This is a genomic window from Salmonella sp. 32120201201600049SM (assembly GCF_017572835.1).
GTDB classification, from domain to species: Bacteria; Pseudomonadota; Gammaproteobacteria; order Enterobacterales; family Enterobacteriaceae; genus Salmonella; species Salmonella enterica.
Window position 1 is genome coordinate 87214 of record NZ_JAGESA010000009.1, and the last position, 23228, is coordinate 110441.

The following is a 23228-nucleotide window of genomic DNA, read 5'->3' on the forward strand; positions in this document are numbered from 1 at the left end:
CTGCGGGGTAAGTCAAAGAAAGGCGATGTTCTCTTTGATATCCCGGCGGAGTTGGGTACATAGTATCAAGGTGTCTCTCACGTGGTTAATTTTAAGGATAAGAGCATGCCAACAGCAATTGAAAAAGCCTTGGATTTTATTGGTGGTATGAACACTTCGGCGTCAGTGCCCCATTCAATGGATGAAAGCACCGCTAAGGGAATTCTAAAGTATTTGCATGACTTAGGTGTGCCAGCGAGTCCGGAAGTTGTGATGGCACGGGGTGAGCAGGAGGGATGGAATCCTGAGTTCACGAAAAAAGTGGCCGGATGGGCAGAAAAAGTCGCCTCCGGTAACCGCATCCTTATCAAAAACCCAGAGTATTTTTCGACCTATATGCAGGAGCAGCTCAAAGAACTCGTGTGAGCTGACTATCGAATAAAACGCTAACGGACGTTTCCATCTAAGGATGGCGGCGTCCAGAAGGGGTTGCCAGTGACAATTTTGGACTGCCGATTCATTTCTTTTCGTCAAATTAATGTCTATATATTTATTGAATAAATATATAGTTCATAACTTACTACGTTGCCATTACCGCGTCATTCTTAGATGATCTACATTTCATAAAACACTTGATTCCATTTTGTCTCTATTAAGAAAAATAAAATGTGAACGCTGTCAATTCTGTAAACGTAAAAGATAAATATTGTATACACGGATGTTTGTTGGCAAACAGGCAGATGGCAATCAGGATCTTTTACGGAACATTGTGTATGAAAAATAATATTGAAGAGACAATAGGTAAGTACTTGCCTATTTTAATGATATTACCTCTGGCGGGTTTGGCAGAGTTAGCTTCTTTATATTCAATCCAGGCTTTATTACCAAAGTTAAGTGAGGTTTATAATATCCCATTGAATCAGGTAGGGATGATTTTGTCTGCTGAGGTGGGGTTTCTGGCATTAGCCATGTTATTTAGCGGCACGTTATCTGACCGTTTTGGGCGAAAGCCAATCATTTTTTATTCGTTGCTGGCAGGAGGTATTTTAACTCTATTGTGCGCAACTGCATCATCATGGCCGATGCTGGTGGTATACCGCGCTTTGCTCGGCATTGCAGTAAGTGGTATTACGGCGGCCGTTACAGTCTATATCAGTGAAGAAGTCTCTCCTGCTTTGGCAGGGATTGTTACTGGATATTTTATTTTTGGCAATTCGCTAGGGAGTATGTCTGGTCGTGTGTTTGCAACTTTGATGATGGAGCATGTATCTATAGATACGATTTTCTTTATCTTCGGTGGTGTTCTGATTGCTATGGCACTCGCGGTGAAGTTGTTTCTCCCGACATCCCGACAGTTTGTTCCTACACCTTCACTACAGCTTGGTGCAGTGTTGAACGGCGGGTTGGAACATTTTAAGAATATCCGCGTATCATTATGTTTTGTCATTGGATTTATTCTTTTCGGCTCTTTTACGTCCATCTTTAATTTTCTGGCGTTTTACCTGCATCGACCGCCTTATGAGCTGAGCTACACCTGGATAGGTTTGATTCCAGTTAGCTTCTCATTAACTTTTTTTCTTGCGCCATATGCTGCCCGTGTCGCGTTGAATATTGGGTCGATGAATGCGCTCAGTATGCTGATCATCTGTATGATGGTCGGTGCATTTCTCACGCTAATCGCCCCTTCTCTGTGGGTTTTCATTTCAGGTATCGTTTTACTGTCAGTCGCATTTTTCTCTGCTCATTCCACCGTATTAGCCTGGGTCAGTTCACGGAGTCCAAACGCAAAAGGACAGGCGACATCGTTTTATCTGCTTTGCTACTACGCTGGCGGTGCAGTAATGGGGTATTTCAACGGGTATCTTTTCTCCTGGCAGGGATGGAATGCTATTGCGGCATCATGTCTGATGATGCTGGGGATAGGATTATTTATCTGCCGGTTTATTTTCGCAAAATATGAGAAACAACCGCAAATCAAAAAACAGTCAGTTCAGGAGAGTTTCTGATTATAGACACGAAGTGTGTTTTTATACTTTCCATAATGGAATCATCATTTTTTCATTAATGTGTCACTATAGCTAAAAGCTTAAACTGTGAATATTTGGCTACCCGGATATTCGTTGCTCCAGGAATATATATGTCTGCTAAAACGCTGTATGAAAAATTAGTTGAGTCACATACCATTCGTGAACTTGATAACGAAGGACATGTTTTACTTTATATTGATCGTTCAATACTGAATGAATATACCAGCCCGCAGGCATTTAGCGGGTTAAGAGAACGCGGTCGCACCGTTCGGCACCCCGACACGTTTTTATTGAATATTGACCATGTTAATCCCACGCGGTCGCAACGGGATGTCTTAATGACCGATCCGGGAGGACAGCTACAGGTTGATTACTTTCGGGAAAATGCCGCTGACTTTGGCATCACATTATTTGATGTGCTGGATCCGCGTCAGGGGATTGAACACGTGGTTGCTCATGAACAAGGGCTAGTGATGCCTGGCATGGTGATCGCCGCCGGGGATAGTCACACGACAACCTATGGTGCATTTGGCGCGCTGGGCTTTGGTATCGGGACGTCGGAAATTGAACATCTGCTGGCCACGCAGACGCTGGTTTACCGCAAGCTCAAAACCATGCGCGTAAGTGTTCAGGGAGAGCTACCTTTCGCCTGTTCCGCAAAAGATATTGTTCTTGAATTGCTTGAACGTATTGGCGCTGATGGCGCGACCGGATATGCCATTGAATTTGTGGGTGAGGCCATCAGCGCGTTGAGCGTTGAAGGACGAATGACGCTCTGCAACATGGCGGTAGAAGCGGGGGCGCGTGGTGCCATTATTGCGCCGGATAAAAAGGTTTTTGACTATATCTACGGTAAACCGCAAATGCCTGTAGGTGAACTCTGGCAGCAGGCATTGCTGGAATGGTCACAGTTGAGCAGCGATGCTGATGCGGTATTTGATAAGACGGTGGCGATCAACTGCCATGATCTTGAGCCTAAAGTCACCTGGGGAATCAGTCCGGATCAAACAGGTTCCATCACCGGACGTGTCCCTTTCCCGGAACAGGAAACCAATCCGCTTAAGCGCCTGGCGCTTGAGAAGGCCCTTCATTACATGGGATTAACGGCTGGCATGTTGCTGAAAGATATTCGTATCTCTCACGCTTTTATTGGTTCATGCACAAATGGTCGCATTGAGGATTTGCGTGCCGTTGCGAAGGTGCTTGAAGGGCGCAAAATCGCCAGCCATGTTCGCGGGATCATTGTGCCTGGTTCAACAATGGTAAGACGCCAGGCGGAAGAAGAAGGACTGGCGAAAATCTTTATTGCTGCCGGTTTTGAATGGCGGCAGTCGGGTTGCTCAATGTGCCTTGCGATGAATGAAGATGTGTTGTCGCCCGGCGATCGCTGTGCATCAGGTACGAACCGTAATTTCCCTGGACGACAGGGCGCTGGAGCAAGAACGCATTTGATGAGCCCGGCGATGGTTGCGGCGGCGGCGGTAGCGGGGCATCTGGTCGATGTTCGGTCATTACTTCAGGCAGGGGAATAAGATGGATACGTTTAAGCAAATCAGCGGGCGAATTGCGCCGATGCTGGAACCGAATATCGACACTGATGTGATTATGCCAAAACAGTTCCTGAAAGGGATCGATCGCCAGGGGCTGGATAAAGGGGGGTTTTTCGATCGTCGCTTTATGGCTGGCGGCCAACCAAATCCTGATTTTATTCTGAACATGCCGGGCTGGCAGAGCGCGACATTCCTGCTGGTTGGCCCCAATTTTGGCTGTGGATCGAGTCGTGAACACGCCGTATGGGGATTAAAACAACTGGGAGTACGGGGGCTGATAGGTAGCACATTTGCAGGCATTTTCGATGATAACTGCCAACGCAACGGGATCCTCACGGTCTCATTAGATGAACCTGCTTTGGCGCGCCTGGCGCAGCTTGCCGCGAGTGCTGATACCAATTCTATCACTGTTTCACTCGATCGCTGCGAAATTACGACGGCAGAGGAAACGATCTCCTTTGTGATCAGTGAACTCAAACGGGCGATGCTGGCCGCAGGCGAAGATGCGATAGCCTGGACATTGCAATACTTGCCGGAGATTGAAAATTTTGAGGTTGCGCATTATTCACGGCGGCCGTGGTTAAAACGCCCTGCATCCCCGCGCGGTTAAGGAAGAAGACTGCAATGAAACTGGTTCAATATCTTGTGAACGGTGGCAAACGCTACGGCATTATGCAGGAAACCGGAATAATTGATCTCTCGCAGCGGCTTGGCGACAAATATCCCACTTTGAAATCTCTCCTGTGCGCTAATGCGCTGACGGATGCGGCGTTATGGTGTGATGAGCCGGCGGATTATTACTACCAGGAAGTCACTTTTCTGCCGGTGATTGACGATCCGCAGAAGATCATCTGTGTCGGAATGAATTATGCCGATAAGCGTATTGAGTTTAATGAAACCAACCCGGCCCCAACCCTTTTTGTCCGCTTTGCGGATTCTCAGACCGGGCATAATGGCCTGCTGCTGAAGCCTGAAAATACCAATGAGTTCGACTACGAAGGTGAATTAGCCGTAGTGATTGGGCGGCGATGCTCCCGGGTCAGCGCTGAGGATGCTTTAGATTATGTCGCCGGATACAGCTGCTATATGGATGGTTCAGTGAGGGACTGGCAGCATAGCTGGTTTACGGCTGGAAAAAACTGGCCTTCGACAGGATCATTCGGTCCGTGTCTGGTGACCACAGACGACATTCCCGATCCCCAGATGCTACGTTTACTGACACGACTAAACGGGCGGGAGGTGCAGAACGAATCTACGGCAAATATGATCCATCCTATCGCTTCACTCATTGCTTATATAAGCACCTTTACTCTGCTTTCCCCAGGCGACACGATCCTCACAGGGTCGCCTGGTGGAGTGGGCAAAAAACGCGTTCCACCGCTGTTTTTACACGATGGTGATGTTATTGAAGTTGAGATTGAACATATTGGAACCCTGCGCAATGTCGTCCGGGATAGCCGTTATTTAACATCATCTGTTAGCTGGCATGACGGGAGAAAGTGATGAGTACACTGATTGAATGCGGCGCCTCTCCGTTTATTCCGGGGTTTGCGCTCAAGGATGTTCGTCTGGAAAATGGTCTGACGGTAAGAGTGGCTATCGGAGGCAGCGGTTCACCTTTGGTACTGCTACATGGGCATCCGCAGAATCATACAACATGGCGGAAAGTCGCACCGACATTGGCGCAAAATCATACAGTCATTTTGCCGGATTTGCGTGGCTATGGCGACAGCGATAAACCAACGAGCGATCCGGCGCACCGTACCTATTCAAAGCGCACCATGGCGCAGGATATCGTCATGTTAATGGATGCGCTCGGCTTTTCCCGTTTTGCCTTTGTAGGGCATGATCGTGGCGGACGCGTAGGACACAGGCTCGCGCTGGATTATCCGGATCGTGTGACCTGTTGTACTTTTATCGACATTGCTCCAACCGCGACGATGTACGCCTTGACCGATAAATCCTTTGCTACGCGTTACTTTTGGTGGTTTTTCCTGATTCAACCTTTCCCGTTACCCGAAACGATGATTGCGCACGATCCGGCATTTTTTCTGCGTAAGCATATTTCTGGCCAGCTAAAAATAGAGGGCGCGACCTCGCAGGAAGCATTCAATGAATACCTGCGCTGTTACCAGAACCCTGAGATGATCCACGCGATCTGTGAGGACTACCGGGCTGCTGCGACGATTGATTTGGACGATGATGCCGCAGATACGTCGGCGCGTATCCGGTGTCCGTTACAGTTGCTGTGGGGAGGGCTGGGAACGGTAGGGCAACTATATGATGTGGTTGGTACCTGGAAAGAAAAGGCGCTAAACGTTCAGGGGGAAGCATTGCCTTGCGGACACTCTCCGCAGGAAGAGTGTCCTGAGTACTTTATCCAGAAACTTCAGTCCTTTTTACATTCAGTGTTATAACTCGGTCATCCTTTGCAACTTCGCACTGATGCTATGAAAACGACACCTGTAGGAAAAAAACATCGCCAGCCCCTTGAGGGCTGGCCTTCTGTTGAAGATCTTTTCGTTTTTGTCACCGTTGCTCGCAACGGTGGATTTGCCCGGGCAGCGCTGGAGCTGGGGTTATCTCCCTCCTATATCAGCAAACGTATCGCTATCCTTGAAAAATGTCTCAACGCCCGGCTTTTTTTTCGAAATAACAGAGTGATGCGTCTCACACCGGAAGGCGAAAATGCGCTGTGTGGGGCTATGCAGGTCGTCAGTGAAATGGATGGCTTTGTCAGTCGTTTGGATAATCAACGTGGTGTGTTGGCTGGTAATATCACCATCAACTGCTCATTTGGTTTTGGGCATAAATATGTCGCAGAGGCGCTGTCGTCATTTATGATCGCCTATCCTGATATTACGGTAAAACTCACGCTAACGGATCGTGAAGTGGATCTGGTGGAAGAGGGGATCGATATTGAAATTCGCGTTGGGGATGATATCAACGAATTGTATATCGCACGGCAGTTAGCCACTAATCGACGGGTCCTGTGTGCTTCCCCTGAATACCTCGAACGCCACGGCAAGCCAGAGTCTGTTAGTGCGCTTGTGCAGCACGATTGCCTAATGATTCAGGAAAAAAACTCGGCATTTGGCAATTGGATATTAACGGACGGTAAGCAGCAGACACATTGCCGACTAAACGGTTTTCATTCTTCCAACAGCGGCAGTGTGGTGCTTATTTGGGCCCTGAAAGGCCATGGCATTACATTGCGGTCGGAATGGGATGTTGCGCAGTATATTGAACGAGGTGAGCTGGTTCGCGTGTTGCCTCAGTGGTATCAGGAAGCGAATATCTGGGCTGTATATACCCGGCGTTCATCAAGTTCTGATCGTATCAAAATCTGCATCGATTTCCTCACGGAGCATCTTGCACAATGCTTGCCAGGCGGTAAAGCACCGGGCGTACTGTGATCAGTCGGCGCCAACTGTCGTGGCGCCAGATGCTCTGACTTACGTTTACTGTTAGGTGTTCTTTTTGCCAGCACCCAGTAGCTTTTAGGGCGTTGCGTTGGTGGCGCGGTTTTGTTTCCGCTATCGTGGCGAAGTTATCTTTTATCCCACCACGCGGCCCAACCTCCACATAGATACCTCCATTATTACCGGATTTCTCACCTGGTTTTAACGTCATATTTTATCTCCTGATTTTTGGGTGACGATTATCGGAGGTTGAGAATTCTATTGGTATCGGCTGGATGGCATTGTAAGTATCACACACTCACTCCATAACAATCAGATTGATTGAGCGACTACTTTAGCTCAATAGATATGTGTTCATCTTAAGCGTATTATCGCAGGTTGGTAATTAAAATTCTTTAAAAAACAATACCATCCATCAATTCAATATGCTGATTTTTCGAGGTTTTCTCAAATTTAGTTATGCTTATGTAATGCTACCTAACTGACTAAAAGTAATGCTCTTTTCACACAAAAGCCTTAACAGAGGAAACGCAATATTACGTGACTTAATGCCTCTGCTCATTCTCATTAGTTATACCAATGTAATGTTTTCTCACAGCAAAAGAGAAGTAGCTACCTGTGCAGCATTATAGGCGGAAAATCCATTGGGGGTATCACCAAAGATGAAATAGAAAATTAATATTATTAATTAAATGAATATGAAATAGGTATTGTTCCTGTTATCGTTACAACCTTTTCTGTCATAACAATCTTCTCATTTTCTTTCTCGCATACTTGCTGAGCATGATATAAATGTCTATGAGGACGTCAGCTCGGAAAGCATTCGTTCTGCATGGTATGCCTTTCGCTATTCTCAGGGGCGTGAAATGAAAGTTTTCTTTGATGGAGTCTATATAACTATATGAAATTGATAATAATCCTCCTTCTCGCGCTATTCCCGTTATGTTCATCTGCCAGCAATCATTATGCCCTTGTTTTTGAAAATAACACGATACTGCTTGTTTTAAATCTTAAATGTTCTCCCTGTGATTTAAACTGCGCAAATATTCAATATCAGCTTTTCAATAAAGAGACGGAATCTGTTATTTCAGGGGTTGCTAAGCCTGTGACAACGGGCATCGAAAATAATTTTCGTGGTTATATGATGCGTAATAATAATACGTTCTACACATTAACTGAGTCAGATAATGAAAACGTATGGGATATGTCTGTTGAGGAGAAGGGAACTCAACAGAACAAAGATGCCGTGCAAAAAGTAAAATATCAGCTTAATACTATTTTTGACAATGGTACATGCTGAGTCTGACTTGTCTCAGGGATACGATCGCATCCCTGAATATTTCCCATCAAAACTCAGGAGTAAAATCACTCTCACTAATATATTTTTCCAGTATGGCGGTATATTGTCGCCAGTTCCCGGAGTCATTGATTACTGCATAATTTATCGATGCTCCCGGCGTTGGCGAGCGTGTTAGCGGCACATCACGTGCTGTTTTCGGCGCAACCATGATATCGCCGATACTTTTCCTGTCATCCGTCGTTAACGTTAAACTCATATACCACGAGGTGGGGTTAACTATCCGTATAGTATTCTCTTTAGCAATAAAGCGTAATTTTTTCTCCTCCGCTTCCGTTGGCGCTTTTAATCCGGTCGGGCGAATTAAAATTTTTAGCCGCAAACGAAGCGGTAATACCAGTTTTCGCGGGTGGTTTTTAATGTCCTGGGTGACTGGCGGTATCTGATAAATGTTTAGCCAGAAGAGACTCTCCCGGTCCGTTGCCAGCTGCTGGCGGGAACTCAGGAGCAGGCGAAGCGTTCTCAGTTCTCCTGGCTGCATTTTAAATACCGGCGGCAGCGCCACCAGCGGCGTTTTGCTATTATCCGGAGAGGCGTCAATGTTTCCGGCGTCGGTCCATACCTGTAACAGCATCGGCGTTGTATTATCGTTGGATAATGTCAACGATTGAGCGACCTCATCTGAAGCAAAAATAATTCGGGTTCTGTCAATATTAACGGCGGCTTGTACCGGGCCATACCATCCCGTCAACCCAAGTAGCGTTAATATGACTTTACTGAAAACTAACCACTGCCTGTAATTGCGCATTCACGCTTCCTGCCGTTACTGTTTGTCCGCCGATCGCCTCAAGCGAGGCAGTAAAATCACCGCTGTAGGTTTCTACTGAACCGGATGATACCCGTGTGGTTAAATCTTTATAGCCATACCAGCCTCGGGCGTTGCCAGTGCCTGTCTTGATCCGATCGGGTAACAGGTTAATCGGCGTACCGGCATCGTTATAGATGCGGATACCCACTCCGGAAGCTACGCCAGGTTCGCCATAATGGGTGTCCAGTAGCCACGACAGACCGCCTGCGGATGTGGTTAGCCCCAGGCGACGCGCCGCCGCCACGGCGGTGGGTTGATTAACGACAAACCCCATTGCGACATTAGCGGCGCTGGTGGACGGTAGGGCACTGGACACGGCGCCGGACTCACATTCCAGGCTGACATGGAAAGGCGCCTGACTATTGCCTCCGGCGGCTAATATGCCGACGGCGACAGGGGGAATTTTCACGATCGCAGGATAATCTGTGATTTTACATAACGCGCCGCGAACATAGGTGACGCTATTATATGTACTCCATGCCCCGGGCCAATAGCTGGGCCAGCCATAATAATCGCTGGCATGATCCAGTCCCGCTTTGATCCGCTCGGTAATCAAGCCTGGGCCTTTAAACGCGATATAACCCCGAGGCTGCGTCCAGGTATCTCGGTCCATTGGATTCTGGTAGGCAAAATATTTTCTTGAGTCAATTTTAAACATCTCATATAGCACGTTGCTAAACGCGCTGGCAGGAATATAAATATATTTGTCATCCTGAAACCAACTGTCTGCGGTAAGTTGGCGTTCTTTCCAGAAACGGCTGTAATATTCGCCGGTACTGAGGTTTGTCATACGGACAGCAACATTACGCTCCACATCATAATAAGCGCCTTCTACTTCGGGAGTAAAAAATGCCCCCGCAAAAGCGCTATCGCCATTTGTCGAATACATCTCATAGAGTTTCCCGGCATCGGCGGTATCGCAGCGGTAAAGTACCTGTTTACTGGAATAGGGCGTGCCGGTGGCGGCCGTCAGGAAGTTACCGATCCCACTGGCCAATAGTGTGCCGGAGGGTTGAAATGTTTCACTATTACTGACGCTAATCACCGTTGGCAAACCGATATTACCCGTATTCGTGTCAAGTGCGCCGATCCAGTTTTGCGCCGTGTAGCCCGCTTTTATCGCCGCGTCAGAGAGCGCGCTCTTATCGGTGACTTTGATACATGACGACCATGTTCCGGCGCTGACGAACAGGCTGGTGATAAACAATAGCGTTCGGAAATTAAAAAGCATTGTGCTATTCCTTCTCGCAGATTTTGTTCAGATAGAGAAACGGTTCTTTGGTGTGAAGATCGAGTTGGTAGGCAACCCGGCAACGCTGGTTTGCCCCTGTTCCCCAGCGCACCAGTAGAGAACCCGACGGATGGGCGATACGGGCATAAATCTGCCCACTCTGGCCGACCATGCCGATGTTTGTGCCTTCACCGTTGAAAACATCAGCGCCCATTGGCGGTATGCCGCCATCCGGCATCTTCACGGAGATCAGCACCGCTTTGCCGCTGATAGTGGCGAAATTGACACGCGCGATGGCGCCGGCATAGGGCACAATCTGCTGACTTCCTCCCGTCAGTTCGGCATCGCTGCGCATCTTACGGGTATCGAGCGTAACGTTATTGACGCGGTAAGGAGATAACGAAGGCAGAATGGCGTAACCAAAGCGATCAACCACAGCGCCCTGGCCATTTTGTACGATCGCGCCCTGCGCGCCATCGGCATGAATAAGCGCAAAGGTATCGCTGGTATAGGGGCCAGCCGTCAGACCGCCAGGGTGGAGTACCAGGGTGCCGGACGCGCCCAGTCCTTCCTGACGATAGTTATCACCCTGGTCATAGTTGGCGCGAAGTGCGCCAAACCGGGTGTTTTGTTGTAGATTACCGCCAAACGTCGTTGGCGCGCTGCTATCGCTATTACTATTGCGATAACGCTCGTAGCCGCCATAAACCGACCATGACAGGTCGCTGTTTTCACCGCTACTGCCGGTCATGGATACGGTTGAGGAACGGCTTTGACTGGACTGGTTATAATTCATGGCGACAGACGTTCTGTTTTCGCCCCAATCCAGCGGTATAGAGACATTAAACGACATTGTGGTTTCGGTATATTTTTGTCGGCTACTCACGTCCAGTGGTTCGTTAACGCCGTGATAAAAGCGATCGTAATCCCAGGTGGTGCGCTGTCGTGCGATATTCACCCCGTAGCTTATATTCCGCCACTGGTTGCTATACCCCATTTGTAGCTGTGTTATACGCGATTGGTTATTGTAGTAGTCTGCGGTGCTGGCGCTGAGGTTAAGCGTGCCAAGCCGTCCTAACGGCTGGCTTACCGTCGCGGACAGGCGATTGCGCTGATGCAGCGTGTCGGAGTAGTAATCAATCCCCGTTTTTGCTTCCCGGCGTACGCCGAGCACGTCCTGAAGATCGCGAAAGCCGTTGGTTGAATAACGATAAGCCGCCAGCACCAGGTTAGTGCCGGTGGTAAACGTTTTGCTGTAACTGAGTTCCGCGCGCCAGCCTTGCTGGCGATCGTTATGCTCTGCGCGCGCATTCGACCAGGTGGCGTTAAGGCCGAACGCGCCCATACCGGTGGCCCAGACACCGCCCGCCAGCCATGCCTGGTAACGCTGCGCAATTCGTGAACCGAGGTTGAGGGTAATGGTGTTATTAACGCCGTGCTGGAACGTTCCCTCAAAGAAACGATTTTCAATATCGTAGTACTGACGAACCCTGCCGAAGGCCAGCGAATAGTGCCAGTTACCGGGGCGAACCGAATCCGGCACGGAAGAATAAGGCACGGTGAAACGTGAGGTTTTACCGCTGGCCTCGATAACCTCTACCTCCAGATCGCCTTGATAACGGGTGTTGTACAGATCGTCAATATAAAATGGGCCCGGCGGAACGTTGGTTTCATAAATCACTTTCCCCAGTTGTTTTACTACCACGTGCGCGCTACTGGCCGCTACGCCCCGAACTTCCGGCGCATAACCGCGTTTGCCCTGCGGGCGCATCCGCTCGTCGGTGACAAGCTTAGCCCCGTTAAAAGACAGACTGCCGAATAAGCTGGAGTCCGTATAGCTATCGCCCAGCGACAGGATACTGTTAATAGACGAGACAGGTCTTTGCACCCAGGTTCGAACGCTATTATAGCGCCAGGCGCTTCCGCTCTGGTTGCTATTGGCATAGCGCAGATTACTTTGATGACGGACCTGCCAAAGTCCGAGGTTAACGCCCATGTTTAAACCGCTCCATAAGTATTGGTAGCGATAATGGCTGTCGGTATTTTCGGTGTGGGTCCAGTTTGTGTTATGGCGTAAAAACAGCGCCAGCGCGCCGCTATCCCACTCTGAAGGGGAGATATAACCGCGCGGTTTGTGCGTAAGTTCGGTCATTGGAATCGTCAGCAACAGGCGAAGCGTGGCGCTATCAAATTGCCAGCCGGCATGAGGTACCCACTCCCTGAGCGGGCGGCACTCGGTCGCAGCGTCGGTCGCGGGGAGTGATTTTATTTGTGCCGCTTTCATCACCGATAAGGGCAGGCAGGGTTCAGTCTGTTGACCCTCTTTTACAGCATTAAATCGAATATTAGTGCTCGAGGTTACCAGCGTGCCATTAACGTAAACGTCGGCAAGATAGTCTCCGGAAGGCGTTTGCCGTTCATTAAAACGGGCAATATTTTGTCCGTAAGTGGCCCCCTGAAGTAGCGCAGGATCAAAATAATACTCTTCACCTTGCGCGGAGCCTGAGCAAACTATGGCGATCAATAGCGCAAGGCTTTTGCGGTTCAAATTAATGGTGGGGGACATCGTAGCTCTCGCTTATCCTTGCGCCCAGGTCGTTAACCAAAGTAACGGTGACTGTACCGGAGAAGGATTTGAGTGACCGTTTGCCCGGCAGCCACCAGGTTTGACTGGAGAAAGGGGCAATCATGTCAGCATCCAGGTTATACGAAGCGCCGTTCACTTTTACATTCAGGTTACTTAAAGAGGCAAACCAGGGCTGCGGATTAACAATAACAATACCGCTTTTTCCGGAACCCTTATTTACCGTTTTAATCTGTAGTTTTTTCGCCAGATTATCAGGTTTACCTAGCCCGTCAGGACGATAGAAAAGTTTTATTCTTGAGCGCAGCATCACCAACATTTTATTTTGTCCGCTGTCGCTGCCAATATTCGTTGGTGGTACCTGTAATACGTTAAACCAGAATACTGACTCACGATCCTGCGGCAATTTTTTCGTGTTGTTATAAATTACGCGTACCACCTGGCCTGCTTTGGGTTGAATACGAAATACCGGCGGCGTGGCAATGAACGGCATCGCGCTGCTATTTTCCGGGCTGGTATTCATATCGCCATCGTCAAACCAGGTTTGTACGATATAAGGTATTGCATCATTATTTTTTAACTGCACATCTACGGAGGAGGCTGTTGATGGGTAAATTATTCGGCTACCCAAAATAGTAACGCTCGCCCACGATGCTGTGGCGGGTAGGGCCAGCAATAGAAAAACTATTAAGTAATATAATGCGGAATGTCGGGTATCCATTTTCATCTCAACAACTCCCTGGCGATTGAAAATGGTCTGGCGTTTCAACGCCAGACCGTAGCGACGATTATTTATACGAAACGGCGTATTGTAGGGTGGCAGCGACTGTCCCAGCCTCTGCTTTCCCGGTAGAGTAATACCGCGCGGTATAAGTCGCGCTCGCTTCAGAAGCATTTGGTTCCAGCTGTAGGTCGCCGTCGCCAGTAAAGCCGCCGGTCAGATTGATTGGCTCCCCTGAGGTGTCGAGTAATTGGACTTCAACATTTTTCGCGCTGCCAGTATTACCCAGGTTACCGTTACTGGTGACCTGATTACCGACAAAGACAGTGGAAATTTTTGTTGTTTTGTCCTGAGAGCCGGTACATCCGGACAGCCCAATATCAAACGTTATTGGCCCCGCGGTTTTCCCTTGTTCTGATAAATCTTTAGTACTTACTGTTGGTAATAACACGACGGGTTTAGCCTGATTACCATTAATCACGACAGAGCATGTTTCATCAGAGACTTCCCCTTGAAAGGTGATGGTGTTATCAGAAACAGCCATCGCGCTGCTGGAGACAAGAAGTGAGCCTGTGATCATTGCTAAATATTTTTTCATAGACATATGATAATGTTCCTGTATTAATCTTTACTTTTTCAGGACGAGTGCAATTCGCCCGAATGTTTCGTGCTTATGGAGGAGTGGTAAAAATAACGATCATTAACTCTATTTTTGGATGTGAGCTATACCCTCCTGACTATTGATAATGCGATATAAAACAAACAGACTTATTTCTCTTATCATGAAATAGAGCGATAAGCGCTTTCGTCCATACATCTCATTAGTACAACTGATAGTGTTATCATTTGATTGAGTGTAATCCGATAACAATTCTCTCCGCGTCTGAATAGATAGACTATGTTGCAATACAAACCTGCACATTTTTGCTATGTAAAATCCGTATCAGTTAAACCTCCCGATGGATAATACGATGGTGAGATTAAGGTAAATTTTCTGAAATGTGCTTCTGAAACAGTATAATTAGTCTTACTTTTTTCTTACTTTTGGCCTTTCAGAAGTTTCCTGAGTTTGCGTTAAGGTAAAGAAAAGTGTTCAGATTTACCTATAACTGTTTGATTTGTAATGTGCAGGTAATACTTGTGTCAATTATTGTTTACTATAAGTGAGACTTATAAGTTAAACTCAGGTTAATTAGGGGGCTGAATTCTTTTTTGAGCATGATAATATGTCGTCTGAATGATGGATGCAGTTACCTTTAGGATTGTCATGAATGAAAGCATATTTTTACTTGATAAGCGTGTTGTATTTGATAGTACGAAGATGACCTTATCGCATGGTAATGAGATAATCAGAATATCAGAAGCTGAGACCCATCTGCTTCTTGCTTTTTGGCATGGTCTTTACAAAAAAGAAGATATTATTCATTTTGTTTGGGAAAATCGTGGAGGCTGCGTCTCAGAATCAAGTTACTATAAACTCATTAATCAAATGAGAAATGATTTTAGTAGCATCGGTCTACAGTCATCTGACATCGTAACTCGTCCTCGGGTGGGGGTGTCGCTGTCTGTTGCCATTGAACCTATAAAAAAAATCACCTCCCTAAAGGTGAGTGATGAAAACGTTAAAGGCACCCCGACTCGGGAGAACATATTTTACAAAATTAAACGTCACAGCGTATTTGTGGTATTAACAGGAGCCATTCTTCTGGCATTGCTCTATGGTGTATTTACTATATATAAAGCGCCTGTTCGTAACAGCCCTGATAGTTTTTTTACATATCTTGGCGAATATAACGATTATGCAATCTATAAAACAAAAGAGGATAAGGTCACATTAAGTGAAGTAGTTTTTGCTTTTAACTCTCTGAAAATTAAAATTTACCGGCAAAATGGACGCCATCTTTATTATATCAGGGAGCCAAATATGAATATTTTTCTGCAATGCTTAAATCCTGTTGAAATGGCGGTGCCAAAATGTATTACAGTAAAAGAACGTTACTGATTATATTTGTAATATTTATCGCCATTGTCGCAATCGGATCGGTAATAGCGCTTGAGTGGGTAAATCGTGACTCTTATAGAACCAATAATCTTATATGCACGACAAAATCAGAAGCGTATATTGAACCACGAAAATTGTACATGGATGGTGGACTTGTGCTGGATCTTAAATCCGGCAGGATTACCCTACACTACGATGTTACTACCGATACGAAAGAGAAGCGGCTTTTTTTTCGTGACATCTGCATCAGCAAACTGCGCAGAACGGGTATGAAAACATTTACTTTTAAAGTCAATTCAGTTAAGACCTTTGAGTCTGATACTGCTGGCGATTTATTTTCCTGGTTGAGGTTGTTACAACCCGGTACGATTAATGAGCTAAAGATTATCAAAATTGGGAAAAACACCTACATGTTTTCGCTTAATCGGCATTTGTATAATGTGTGTACCACCAGTAGTAACGTTGAGTTGTAGCCAATAATCCCTGTATTGATGGGAATTCGTTCCGTGATTTATGCCTCATCAGGCAGCGAACCTGGTATCAGGCTAACATATTGAATTTAGATATCTGCTATCGCTTATTCTAACGATAGTATCCTGCACCTGTTGGGTATTGATATTTTCTTGTCTATTTTCGGCACAGGGAGTGCCATCTTGCTATCATTAAGAACGTATAACCTATCTCTCAATATTGCTTTTCTATATTAATGTTACTTTAGTTATCCTATAAAAGCGTACAGTGGCAAAAGGAAGGCCGGTAAGAGGGCAATGATTTGAAAGTAAGAAAGCTATTTCTGATGTTGTTTATTGCCGTTCCACTGATCGTAATGATATTGGTGGGGTTACTCGCGGGTATCTTCCAGCTAAAACGAGATATCGCCGTCAGCGCCAATACGCTGCTGCGGTTTAGCGCGGATATATCTGCCGCCTCCTGGCAAGTCGCCGGAAAAGCCGCCAGACTGGCTGAGAGTTCTTGCACTGACACGCTGAAAGAACTGTCCAGAACGCGGGCCTTCACTCCTTATGTCCGTGACATTGGGTTTCTGGAAAATGGCGATATCACTTGCTCCTTTGTCACAGGAACCGAACGCTATCATTTTTCCCGGCTGGCAGGGCTTTCTTTACCTGCTTCTTATCCGGAACGGTGGTTGCGATCTATCGGTAGTATGGCCGAAGGACCCGATCGCCTTGTTGTGGTGTATGTGAAAAAAGTAGCAGCGGATAAAGCGGCTTTCGTCATTGTGGATTCGCAGTATGTCCAGGAGCTCATGGAGATATTGGCTGCAGAAAGAGCATCAGCCTTTAGCCTGACATTCGGCGCAGGAGAGGCGATTACCAGCGCTGCGAAGTTGCGCGGTAAGGCGTTTTTAACGCAGCGGTTCACCTCAACCGATCACACTATCCAGCTGATGGTGCGAACCCCTTTCTCAACGTTATCGGCATACTGGTTACAAAACCTTTTTATTTTTATTCCGCTGTCATTATGTCTTTCTGTAGGGATGATGTTGTTCTACAGGCGCTGGTATTTAAAACGCTTATCTCTGGCCCGGGAGATTGCCAGGGGAATAACGCACAATGAATTTACGGTACATTATCAACCTGTTTTTAATGTTAAACACGGTAGTTGCGGCGGCGTGGAGGCGCTAATGCGCTGGCCGCAACCGGATGGCCGTTTTATAACTCCCGATATTTTTATTACCGCCGCAGAAAATGAAGGCATGATTATTCCACTCTCTCGTCATCTGTTCGAACTGATTGCTCATGACGTGATAAACTGGACTGTACCGGATGATTTCTATATCAGCGTAAATATATCGCCTGCGCATCTTATGGATGACGGTTTTATACAAGATATAGAGGCGCTCAGGACTCGTTTGGGAACGATAACGCTTATGTTGGAGCTCACCGAACGTAGCCTGATTGTAGAACCTTCACAGGTCGCAGAAAAACTTTCAACGCTCCGTGAAAAAGGCGTGTTAATAGCGATTGATGATTTTGGGACCGGCTATTGCTCCCTCTCCTATCTCCAGCAATTACCTGTAGACTCTCTTAAAATAGACAGAACGTTTATCGATACCATTGATACCAGCAGCGATGATGTTCCTGTCCTGGATACTATCATTACGCTGAGTCAGCGACTGGGACTCAATGTGGTTGCCGAAGGGGTCAGTACCCAGCACCAATTGCGTTACATCTTAAGCCACGGGGTAGGATTCGTTCAGGGATTTCTTTATGCCAGGCCGATGGGGACTAATGACTTTATGAGTTGGCTTGGCAAGTCAGCCCAGCGGCAAAATGGTTTGCTCAAGGGGGAAAGCGGATCCGCGAGCGGCCTGGTGGCTGAATAATGCAGGAACTCGCTACGGAAAAAAATTCAATAGCACGATATATCCTGGTAATATGTTTATGCCGTGAAGAAACGTGATAGCACTGGGGCGGATATTTTTATGAGTCAGAACAATTATCTGATTGACAAAAGGGTTATTCTTGATTGTGAACGAATGACGCTTTCCTGCGCCGGAGAGTCGATAACGATATCTGAATCGGAACGCAGTTTGCTTATCGCTTTTTATGAAGGCCTTTTTAAAAAAGATGATTTAATTAACTATGTCTGGGGGCGCAAAGGTGTCGTGGTCTCTGATGCCAGTTATTATAAATTGATTAACCAGCTACGAGGGTCATTTGATAAAATTGGTCTTAAGGGGGCGTCTGTTGTGACTCGCCCTCGCGTGGGTGTTTTACTCTCAGTTTCCATTGAACCGTTGAGTGATGAGGCGCAAAATACGCCGTTGCCTGCTGTTGCTGAAACAGAAGTATCGACGGTTGAAGTGCGGCACGATGATACTATTATTACCCCAATACCGGGCGCTGTGAATAAAAAAGATTGGCTCTACTTTTGCCTGGCCGCGCTTCTGATGTTTTTTATGATGTATAAAGTTAAGGGTGAAAATATTGATTACTTTACCCTCCAGGGTTCGTATAATGGATACACTTTTTATAGTGTCGGGCATGATAAAACCCATCTGACGGATATCGTTGAAGCGTACTCTGAGATGAGTAATGAAATACATAAACAAAACGGAAAAATCATTTATTACATTCGCGTTCCTAATACAAATATTTTTGTCCAGTGTCTTAACCAACTTGATATAGCGGAGCCGAAATGCATTTCCATAAAAGAACGTTATTAAGCGTGGCGACGCTTGGTATGCTGGCTGTTTCAGTCGTACTGATGGTAGTTTGGGTACGAAACAGTAACCATAGTTCTATTAATACTAATGAATTTTTATGTACGACAAGAACGGTAACGACGATACAACCTAAAGATATCCATGCCGATGGCAATCTTGTTCTTGATTTTAAGATGAAGAGAATTACGCTTCAATATGAAATAAAAACAAAAGATAACGGTGTAAAAATATTATACCGGGACGTATATATGAAAAATTTACATCGAACAGCGCCTGGTGTTTATACGTTCGAAGTATCCCAGGTAAAAGTCTTTGCCACGGACACGGCTGGCGATCTGTTATCATATTTACGGGTTCTGCATCCGGAAGCGGCTAATGAGATTCGAATATCTAAAGTGGGTGAGAAAACCTTTTTTTATTCTCTTAATCGGCAGCTTTATAACGTTTGTACCGCGCAGTAGATCTGAATGTTGTCTGAATGCGTCAGAAAGCGAGTTGCGAAATTGCCCTCCGCAAGGGTAAAGGTTAACTCGAACACCAGTTAAAGAGCATTAAAAACAATGAGTTATGGGTTTTTTACTCTTCATGGCGGTAACTGATACTCGCTGATAACCTCTCGCAGCCCGCCTGACGGATGCGATGCCAGGATCGGGTCTGAAGCAACTATGAATCCGCTATTAATAAAAAAGTAAGAACTCTGTAAGACTGATTTCATATCCATTATCGAATATATCAGGGTATATTACCTCCGCAGTTGGCATGACTGGTAATAAGCGCATTAGGTGCTCTTAATCTAAATGCTATTTGTGTGCCATAAGTTCCGGTACCGCCTTAATTATATATCAAAAATGGAGTGGTTTTAATGAAAAGACGGTCTTCGTTCCTTGTTTTTTTAGGTTTATTATTAGCGTCACCTTTAGCTTTGGCTAACGATCAGCACACCGTATCGTTTGGTTATGCACAAACTCATCTCAGTTCATTGAAAAATAGCGATAGCAAAGATCTGCGAGGCTTTAATTTTAAATATCGTTACGAGTTTAATGAGACCTGGGGGATGTTAGGCTCATTCACCGCGACGCGCAATGAAATGGAGAACTACACCTGGAAAGAGGGGAAATTGCATAAAAATGGTTCCGATTCTGTGGACTATGGTTCTTTGATGTTTGGACCAACATATCGTTTTAATGACTATGTGAGCCTGTACGGCAATGCGGGTATAGCGACGATGAAATTTAATAAACACTCAAAAGAAGAGTCCTTTGCCTACGGCGCTGGCGTAATATTTAATCCAGTTAAGAGTATATCTATCGATGCATCATGGGAAGCCAGTCGTTTCTTCGCTGTGGATACCAATACATTTGGTGTCAGCGTAGGTTATCGCTTCTGACATTAAAAGTATAAGCGTTACGTTTATGGCAAGGAATTAAAAATAATATGGCGCTGCTACAGAATAGGGATGGTTATGAGCGCTCAGGTAATCTTAAGAGGAAGATAAAACACTCACCGTAGCGTTATTCTATTGATGAAATTATGATAAATTCACTATCGGAACAACTTCCGTTAAAAACGATAGGTATAGTTTTAACGGATGATTATTATACTTATTTAGGCATCGCTTCACTCTTTGAAGATGGGAAGTGCTTTATGTTCCCACTCAATGGAGAATATAATTCGTGTCAGATATCAGCTAGCGAAGATATCATAATTATTATTGATGGACGAGTTTTGATTCAGGGGGTCTGGAAAGGTTTTAAGGCGCTCATGCAGCATTATCCACATGCTCGTCGAATCTGGCTCACGCGCAGAGATATTGGAAAACTTTATCCACATGGCTGCGATAGAGATCCTGATATCGATCCCGATTTGGCAAAGCCTGTTTTTATTGAGCATTTCATTAAATACGCTTGTGCAAACGATGTAGCGGTCGGTGAACTTGCGCCGTTGACAAAAAAGGAGGAGGAGTTGTTATGGCACTTTTTATATAAAAAGTCGATGAGTCAGATCGCCAGTAGCTATGGCATGAGTCGTAAGACTTTGTACATTCATAGATTGCGTATCTGTCGTAAATATGGCTTCAAGCGCTTTTTCCATTTGCTATTTATTTACCAAAGAAGTCGCCATATCTTCGCATCTAAAATTTGCCGTGTAGACAAAAACGCCGATCAGGCTTGAAGTAAACAAGATGAAAAAGTTAACGATGAGAGAGTGTGAAAGCATCAATCCTACTTTGCTGCTTGCCATTAAGATACTTATCTCGGCGCTTGACGAAAAAACAAAAATAAGGCTCAGAGAGCATATTGAAAAAACTGAACAAGAAATAACCTCAAGCATACATGATAGCATCATGACAGAGACTTTTCTTCAGCAAATGAAAGACATTCGTTACATCTTAAATATAGTTCCTTGACGGCGTTCAGAAGCAAGAACGCGTTATTATTTAATGATTAATAGACCAGGTATTAGTATGAAAAAGATCTTAGTATGTTTCGTCGGCTTGGCTTTAACCGCATGTAGCGCTAATTCGCTGAATTATGGCGCTGAACAGGTACGGGTGATGACCAGCGAGCCAGGTAAGGAATGCAGCTACTTAGGAGATATCACGGGCAGCCAGGGGAATTTCTTTACCGGTGGCTGGACTTCCAACAGTAACCTGGAAACGGGTGCCCGTAACGATCTGAAAAACAAAGCTTATAAAATGGGCGGCAATACGGTAGTCCTGTTAACCCAGCGTGCAGGCCAGACAGGAAGTTCATGGCACGGTTCGGGCTCAAGCAAACAAACCAATGTCACGTTAAGCGGGAACGTTTATCGTTGCCCTCGTTAACCTTATTTTGCAGGCAATATATGCCTGTTTAGCGCGCGCGCCGCACTGGCGACGCGGGCGCTATTTGGGCTAACCTTGCTTTTTCTCGCTGTATTCCCGCCAACCGCCGCCTAATGCTTTATACAGATTAATGATATTCAGCTGTTGCATGAGCCGTGTGCGTACCAGGCGCTGTTGCGCGCCATAAAGCATACGATGGGTATCAAGCAGCGTAAGGTAGTCATCGACGCCTTCCTGAAAACGGAGTCCGGCCAGCTCATAGGCGATTTGGCTGGCTTCAACCGCGCGTTGTTCTGATTGCACCTGGTCATTCAGCGTACGCTGTCCCGCCAGACCATCCGCCACGTCGCGAAAGGCTTGCTGAATAACGTTTTCATACCTGGCGATTTCAATCTGTTTTTGGACATGCGCCCTATCCAGGTCAGCGCGTAATGCGCCGCCGTGAAAGAGAGGCAAGGTGATTTGCGGTAGAAAACGCCAGCTTCCCGATCCCGGTTCAAAGAGTCCGCTAAGAGACGCGCTGGCCGTTCCCGCCGCGCCTGTCAGGCTGATGGTCGGGAAGAAGGCGGCGCGCGCTGCGCCTATCCGGGCGTTTGCGCCACGCAGCCTGTACTCGGCGGCGCGAATATCCGGGCGGCGTACCAGCAGATCTGACGGTAATCCGCCTGGCAATGTGGTCGGGATCGCGCCTTCCGTAAGCGTGACCGCCTCGTTTAGTCGACGCGACAGTTCAGGCGTGAGCGGCTGGCCCAACAGCAATTCAAGCGCGTTACGATCCCGCGCCAACTGTCGCGTATACGCCGCGCGATTGATTTCGGCAGAACGCAGCGCGATCTCCGCCATACGCAGATCGAGCTGTGTGGCGTTGCCTGTCCGGGCAAGCTGGGTTGTCAATGTGTATGAACTTTTTTGCGCGGCCAGCGTATCTTCGGTTAAGCGCAGCAGCTCCCGGTCAGCCCGTAGCGTCAGCCAGGCGCTGGCGACTTCGGAAACCAGGCTCATTCGCGCCGCAATGTACGTCTCATCAAGCGCCATATAGGCGGCTAATGCCTGGTCGCTAAGGCTTCGCACTCGCCCCCAGAGATCCAGTTCCCAGGCCGTCGTCGCCCCAGCCGCCTCGTAGCGTCGGTTAATCTCAGACTCGTCCATGACGCTGAGATCGGCGGGAGTGCGACCGGCGTCCATGGCGGTGGCGATGCCGAGCGTCGGCAGCATCTCCGCGCGCTGAATACGGTATAACGCCCGGGCGGCTTCAACATTGAGCCCTGCCTTGCGTAAATCCCGATTATTGCGTAACGCGATCGCGATCAGTTCCTGTAGAAGCGGATCGTGGAAGAAATCACGCCAGCCAATGTCAGCGGCATCCGGCGCGCCAGAAACGGTTGACGTTGCGTAGGGATAGACCACCGCAGTCGGCGATGTGGGGCGTTCGTGCTTCGGCGCCATCGTACAGCCAGCAAGCGTGGTGACGAAAGCAAGCGTCGCCAGCGTGGCGGTCTGCCGATAGCCTGTAAAAGTGATCTTCATTATGCC

The 23228-nt window shown here is 46.9% G+C and carries 23 protein-coding genes and 1 pseudogene; 17 read left to right on the forward strand and 7 right to left on the reverse strand.

The window, feature by feature from the left end; all coding sequences use genetic code 11:
• The first annotated feature begins 81 nt into the window (after positions 1–81).
• The 7 genes from J4650_RS17180 (at position 82) to J4650_RS17210 (ending at position 6972) form a co-directional block, all read left to right on the forward strand.
• The gene (locus J4650_RS17180) at positions 82–405 is read left to right on the forward strand and encodes a DUF1889 family protein (protein ID WP_001573898.1); all 324 of its coding nucleotides are present in this window, start codon (positions 82–84) and stop codon (positions 403–405) included.
• A gap of 341 nt (positions 406–746) precedes the next feature.
• Complete coding sequence (locus J4650_RS17185; RefSeq protein WP_077677835.1) at positions 747–1985, forward strand: MFS transporter; 1239 nt, start codon at positions 747–749, stop codon at positions 1983–1985.
• A 131-nt stretch (positions 1986–2116) separates the two neighbouring features.
• A complete protein-coding gene (gene leuC, locus J4650_RS17190; protein WP_001274861.1) occupies positions 2117–3538 on the forward strand; it encodes a 3-isopropylmalate dehydratase large subunit in 1422 nt (473 codons plus the stop codon).
• A gap of 1 nt (position 3539) precedes the next feature.
• Positions 3540–4166 (forward strand): 3-isopropylmalate dehydratase small subunit, encoded by a 627-nt coding sequence (leuD, locus tag J4650_RS17195; protein ID WP_000379339.1) that lies wholly within the window; start codon positions 3540–3542, stop codon positions 4164–4166.
• Between the two features lie 14 nt (positions 4167–4180).
• On the forward strand, positions 4181–5059 hold the full coding sequence (locus J4650_RS17200) for a fumarylacetoacetate hydrolase family protein (RefSeq protein ID WP_000780210.1): 879 nt from the start codon (positions 4181–4183) through the stop codon (positions 5057–5059).
• On the forward strand, positions 5059–5973 hold the full coding sequence (locus J4650_RS17205; RefSeq protein ID WP_000105592.1) for an alpha/beta hydrolase: 915 nt from the start codon (positions 5059–5061) through the stop codon (positions 5971–5973). Before J4650_RS17200 ends, J4650_RS17205 begins: the two co-directional genes overlap by 1 nt.
• Before the next feature lie 33 nt (positions 5974–6006).
• A complete protein-coding gene (locus J4650_RS17210) occupies positions 6007–6972 on the forward strand; it encodes a LysR family transcriptional regulator (RefSeq protein WP_023993804.1) in 966 nt (321 codons plus the stop codon).
• Here J4650_RS17210 and J4650_RS17215 read toward each other — a convergent pair.
• Positions 6917–7189: a hypothetical protein gene (locus tag J4650_RS17215; RefSeq protein WP_001675688.1), complete on the reverse strand. Its 273-nt coding sequence runs from the start codon at positions 7187–7189 to the stop codon at positions 6917–6919. The genes J4650_RS17210 and J4650_RS17215 overlap by 56 nt on opposite strands.
• 690 nt (positions 7190–7879) lie before the next feature.
• On the opposite strand from J4650_RS17215, the gene J4650_RS17220 reads away from it, so the two are divergent.
• Positions 7880–8278, forward strand: a complete 399-nt coding sequence (locus J4650_RS17220; RefSeq protein ID WP_023993803.1) for a hypothetical protein — start codon at positions 7880–7882, stop codon at positions 8276–8278.
• Between the two features lie 46 nt (positions 8279–8324).
• On the opposite strand, the gene stbE is transcribed toward J4650_RS17220, so the two are convergent.
• The 5 genes from stbE to J4650_RS17245 form a co-directional block, all read right to left on the reverse strand.
• On the reverse strand, positions 8325–9083 hold the full coding sequence (gene stbE / locus J4650_RS17225) for a fimbrial biogenesis chaperone StbE (protein ID WP_023993802.1): 759 nt from the start codon (positions 9081–9083) through the stop codon (positions 8325–8327).
• A complete protein-coding gene (gene stbD / locus J4650_RS17230; protein WP_023993801.1) occupies positions 9049–10374 on the reverse strand; it encodes a fimbrial usher protein StbD in 1326 nt (441 codons plus the stop codon). Before stbD ends, stbE begins: the two co-directional genes overlap by 35 nt.
• A gap of 4 nt (positions 10375–10378) precedes the next feature.
• Positions 10379–12940 (reverse strand): fimbrial outer membrane usher protein, encoded by a 2562-nt coding sequence (locus tag J4650_RS17235; protein ID WP_023993800.1) that lies wholly within the window; start codon positions 12938–12940, stop codon positions 10379–10381.
• Positions 12924–13685, reverse strand: a complete 762-nt coding sequence (gene stbB, locus J4650_RS17240) for a fimbrial biogenesis chaperone StbB (protein WP_000781492.1) — start codon at positions 13683–13685, stop codon at positions 12924–12926. Before stbB ends, J4650_RS17235 begins: the two co-directional genes overlap by 17 nt.
• Before the next feature lie 61 nt (positions 13686–13746).
• Entirely contained in the window at positions 13747–14283 is a 537-nt protein-coding gene (locus J4650_RS17245) for a fimbrial protein (RefSeq protein WP_000062035.1), read from the reverse strand.
• Between the two features lie 663 nt (positions 14284–14946).
• Here J4650_RS17245 and J4650_RS17250 point away from each other — a divergent pair.
• The 9 genes and pseudogenes from J4650_RS17250 (at position 14947) to J4650_RS17290 (ending at position 21695) form a co-directional block, all read left to right on the forward strand.
• Positions 14947–15681: a membrane protein gene (locus J4650_RS17250; protein WP_001005866.1), complete on the forward strand. Its 735-nt coding sequence runs from the start codon at positions 14947–14949 to the stop codon at positions 15679–15681.
• Positions 15654–15954: pseudogene (locus J4650_RS17255) on the forward strand (hypothetical protein). Before J4650_RS17250 ends, J4650_RS17255 begins: the two are co-directional and overlap by 28 nt.
• A gap of 499 nt (positions 15955–16453) precedes the next feature.
• A complete protein-coding gene (locus tag J4650_RS17260) occupies positions 16454–18028 on the forward strand; it encodes an EAL domain-containing protein (RefSeq protein ID WP_023994371.1) in 1575 nt (524 codons plus the stop codon).
• 99 nt (positions 18029–18127) lie between these two features.
• A complete protein-coding gene (locus tag J4650_RS17265; RefSeq protein WP_023993796.1) occupies positions 18128–18871 on the forward strand; it encodes a hypothetical protein in 744 nt (247 codons plus the stop codon).
• Positions 18844–19332, forward strand: a complete 489-nt coding sequence (locus J4650_RS17270) for a hypothetical protein (protein ID WP_000545415.1) — start codon at positions 18844–18846, stop codon at positions 19330–19332. Before J4650_RS17265 ends, J4650_RS17270 begins: the two co-directional genes overlap by 28 nt.
• A 401-nt stretch (positions 19333–19733) precedes the next feature.
• Positions 19734–20258, forward strand: coding sequence for an Ail/Lom family outer membrane beta-barrel protein (locus tag J4650_RS17275; protein ID WP_000830239.1), 525 nt, complete (start codon positions 19734–19736; stop codon positions 20256–20258).
• 143 nt (positions 20259–20401) lie between these two features.
• Positions 20402–21043, forward strand: coding sequence for a helix-turn-helix transcriptional regulator (locus tag J4650_RS17280; protein WP_000610824.1), 642 nt, complete (start codon positions 20402–20404; stop codon positions 21041–21043).
• 10 nt (positions 21044–21053) lie between these two features.
• Positions 21054–21278: a membrane protein gene (locus J4650_RS17285; protein WP_000737125.1), complete on the forward strand. Its 225-nt coding sequence runs from the start codon at positions 21054–21056 to the stop codon at positions 21276–21278.
• A 57-nt stretch (positions 21279–21335) separates the two neighbouring features.
• On the forward strand, positions 21336–21695 hold the full coding sequence (locus J4650_RS17290) for a DUF4156 domain-containing protein (protein ID WP_000722978.1): 360 nt from the start codon (positions 21336–21338) through the stop codon (positions 21693–21695).
• 69 nt (positions 21696–21764) lie between these two features.
• On the opposite strand, the gene mdsC is transcribed toward J4650_RS17290, so the two are convergent.
• On the reverse strand, positions 21765–23222 hold the full coding sequence (gene mdsC, locus J4650_RS17295; RefSeq protein WP_023993795.1) for a multidrug efflux transporter outer membrane subunit MdsC: 1458 nt from the start codon (positions 23220–23222) through the stop codon (positions 21765–21767).
• Positions 23223–23228 lie beyond the last annotated feature (6 nt).

What these genes read in the sequence shown, in the direction of transcription:
- leuC (WP_001274861.1), top strand. Translation starts at nt 2,117, where the DNA reads ATGTCTGCTAAAACGCTGTATGAAAAATTAGTTGAGTCACATACCATT.
- leuD (WP_000379339.1), top strand. Translation starts at nt 3,540, where the DNA reads ATGGATACGTTTAAGCAAATCAGCGGGCGAATTGCGCCGATGCTGGAA.
- J4650_RS17200 (WP_000780210.1), top strand. Translation starts at nt 4,181, where the DNA reads ATGAAACTGGTTCAATATCTTGTGAACGGTGGCAAACGCTACGGCATT.
- J4650_RS17205 (WP_000105592.1), top strand. Translation starts at nt 5,059, where the DNA reads ATGAGTACACTGATTGAATGCGGCGCCTCTCCGTTTATTCCGGGGTTT.
- J4650_RS17210 (WP_023993804.1), top strand. Translation starts at nt 6,007, where the DNA reads ATGAAAACGACACCTGTAGGAAAAAAACATCGCCAGCCCCTTGAGGGC.
- J4650_RS17215 (WP_001675688.1), bottom strand. Translation starts at nt 7,189, where the DNA reads ATGACGTTAAAACCAGGTGAGAAATCCGGTAATAATGGAGGTATCTAT.
- J4650_RS17220 (WP_023993803.1), top strand. Translation starts at nt 7,880, where the DNA reads ATGAAATTGATAATAATCCTCCTTCTCGCGCTATTCCCGTTATGTTCA.
- stbE (WP_023993802.1), bottom strand. Translation starts at nt 9,083, where the DNA reads ATGCGCAATTACAGGCAGTGGTTAGTTTTCAGTAAAGTCATATTAACG.
- stbD (WP_023993801.1), bottom strand. Translation starts at nt 10,374, where the DNA reads ATGCTTTTTAATTTCCGAACGCTATTGTTTATCACCAGCCTGTTCGTC.
- J4650_RS17235 (WP_023993800.1), bottom strand. Translation starts at nt 12,940, where the DNA reads ATGTCCCCCACCATTAATTTGAACCGCAAAAGCCTTGCGCTATTGATC.
- stbB (WP_000781492.1), bottom strand. Translation starts at nt 13,685, where the DNA reads ATGAAAATGGATACCCGACATTCCGCATTATATTACTTAATAGTTTTT.
- J4650_RS17245 (WP_000062035.1), bottom strand. Translation starts at nt 14,283, where the DNA reads ATGTCTATGAAAAAATATTTAGCAATGATCACAGGCTCACTTCTTGTC.
- J4650_RS17250 (WP_001005866.1), top strand. Translation starts at nt 14,947, where the DNA reads ATGAATGAAAGCATATTTTTACTTGATAAGCGTGTTGTATTTGATAGT.
- J4650_RS17265 (WP_023993796.1), top strand. Translation starts at nt 18,128, where the DNA reads ATGAGTCAGAACAATTATCTGATTGACAAAAGGGTTATTCTTGATTGT.
- J4650_RS17270 (WP_000545415.1), top strand. Translation starts at nt 18,844, where the DNA reads ATGCATTTCCATAAAAGAACGTTATTAAGCGTGGCGACGCTTGGTATG.
- J4650_RS17275 (WP_000830239.1), top strand. Translation starts at nt 19,734, where the DNA reads ATGAAAAGACGGTCTTCGTTCCTTGTTTTTTTAGGTTTATTATTAGCG.
- J4650_RS17280 (WP_000610824.1), top strand. Translation starts at nt 20,402, where the DNA reads ATGATAAATTCACTATCGGAACAACTTCCGTTAAAAACGATAGGTATA.
- J4650_RS17285 (WP_000737125.1), top strand. Translation starts at nt 21,054, where the DNA reads ATGAAAAAGTTAACGATGAGAGAGTGTGAAAGCATCAATCCTACTTTG.
- J4650_RS17290 (WP_000722978.1), top strand. Translation starts at nt 21,336, where the DNA reads ATGAAAAAGATCTTAGTATGTTTCGTCGGCTTGGCTTTAACCGCATGT.
- mdsC (WP_023993795.1), bottom strand. Translation starts at nt 23,222, where the DNA reads ATGAAGATCACTTTTACAGGCTATCGGCAGACCGCCACGCTGGCGACG.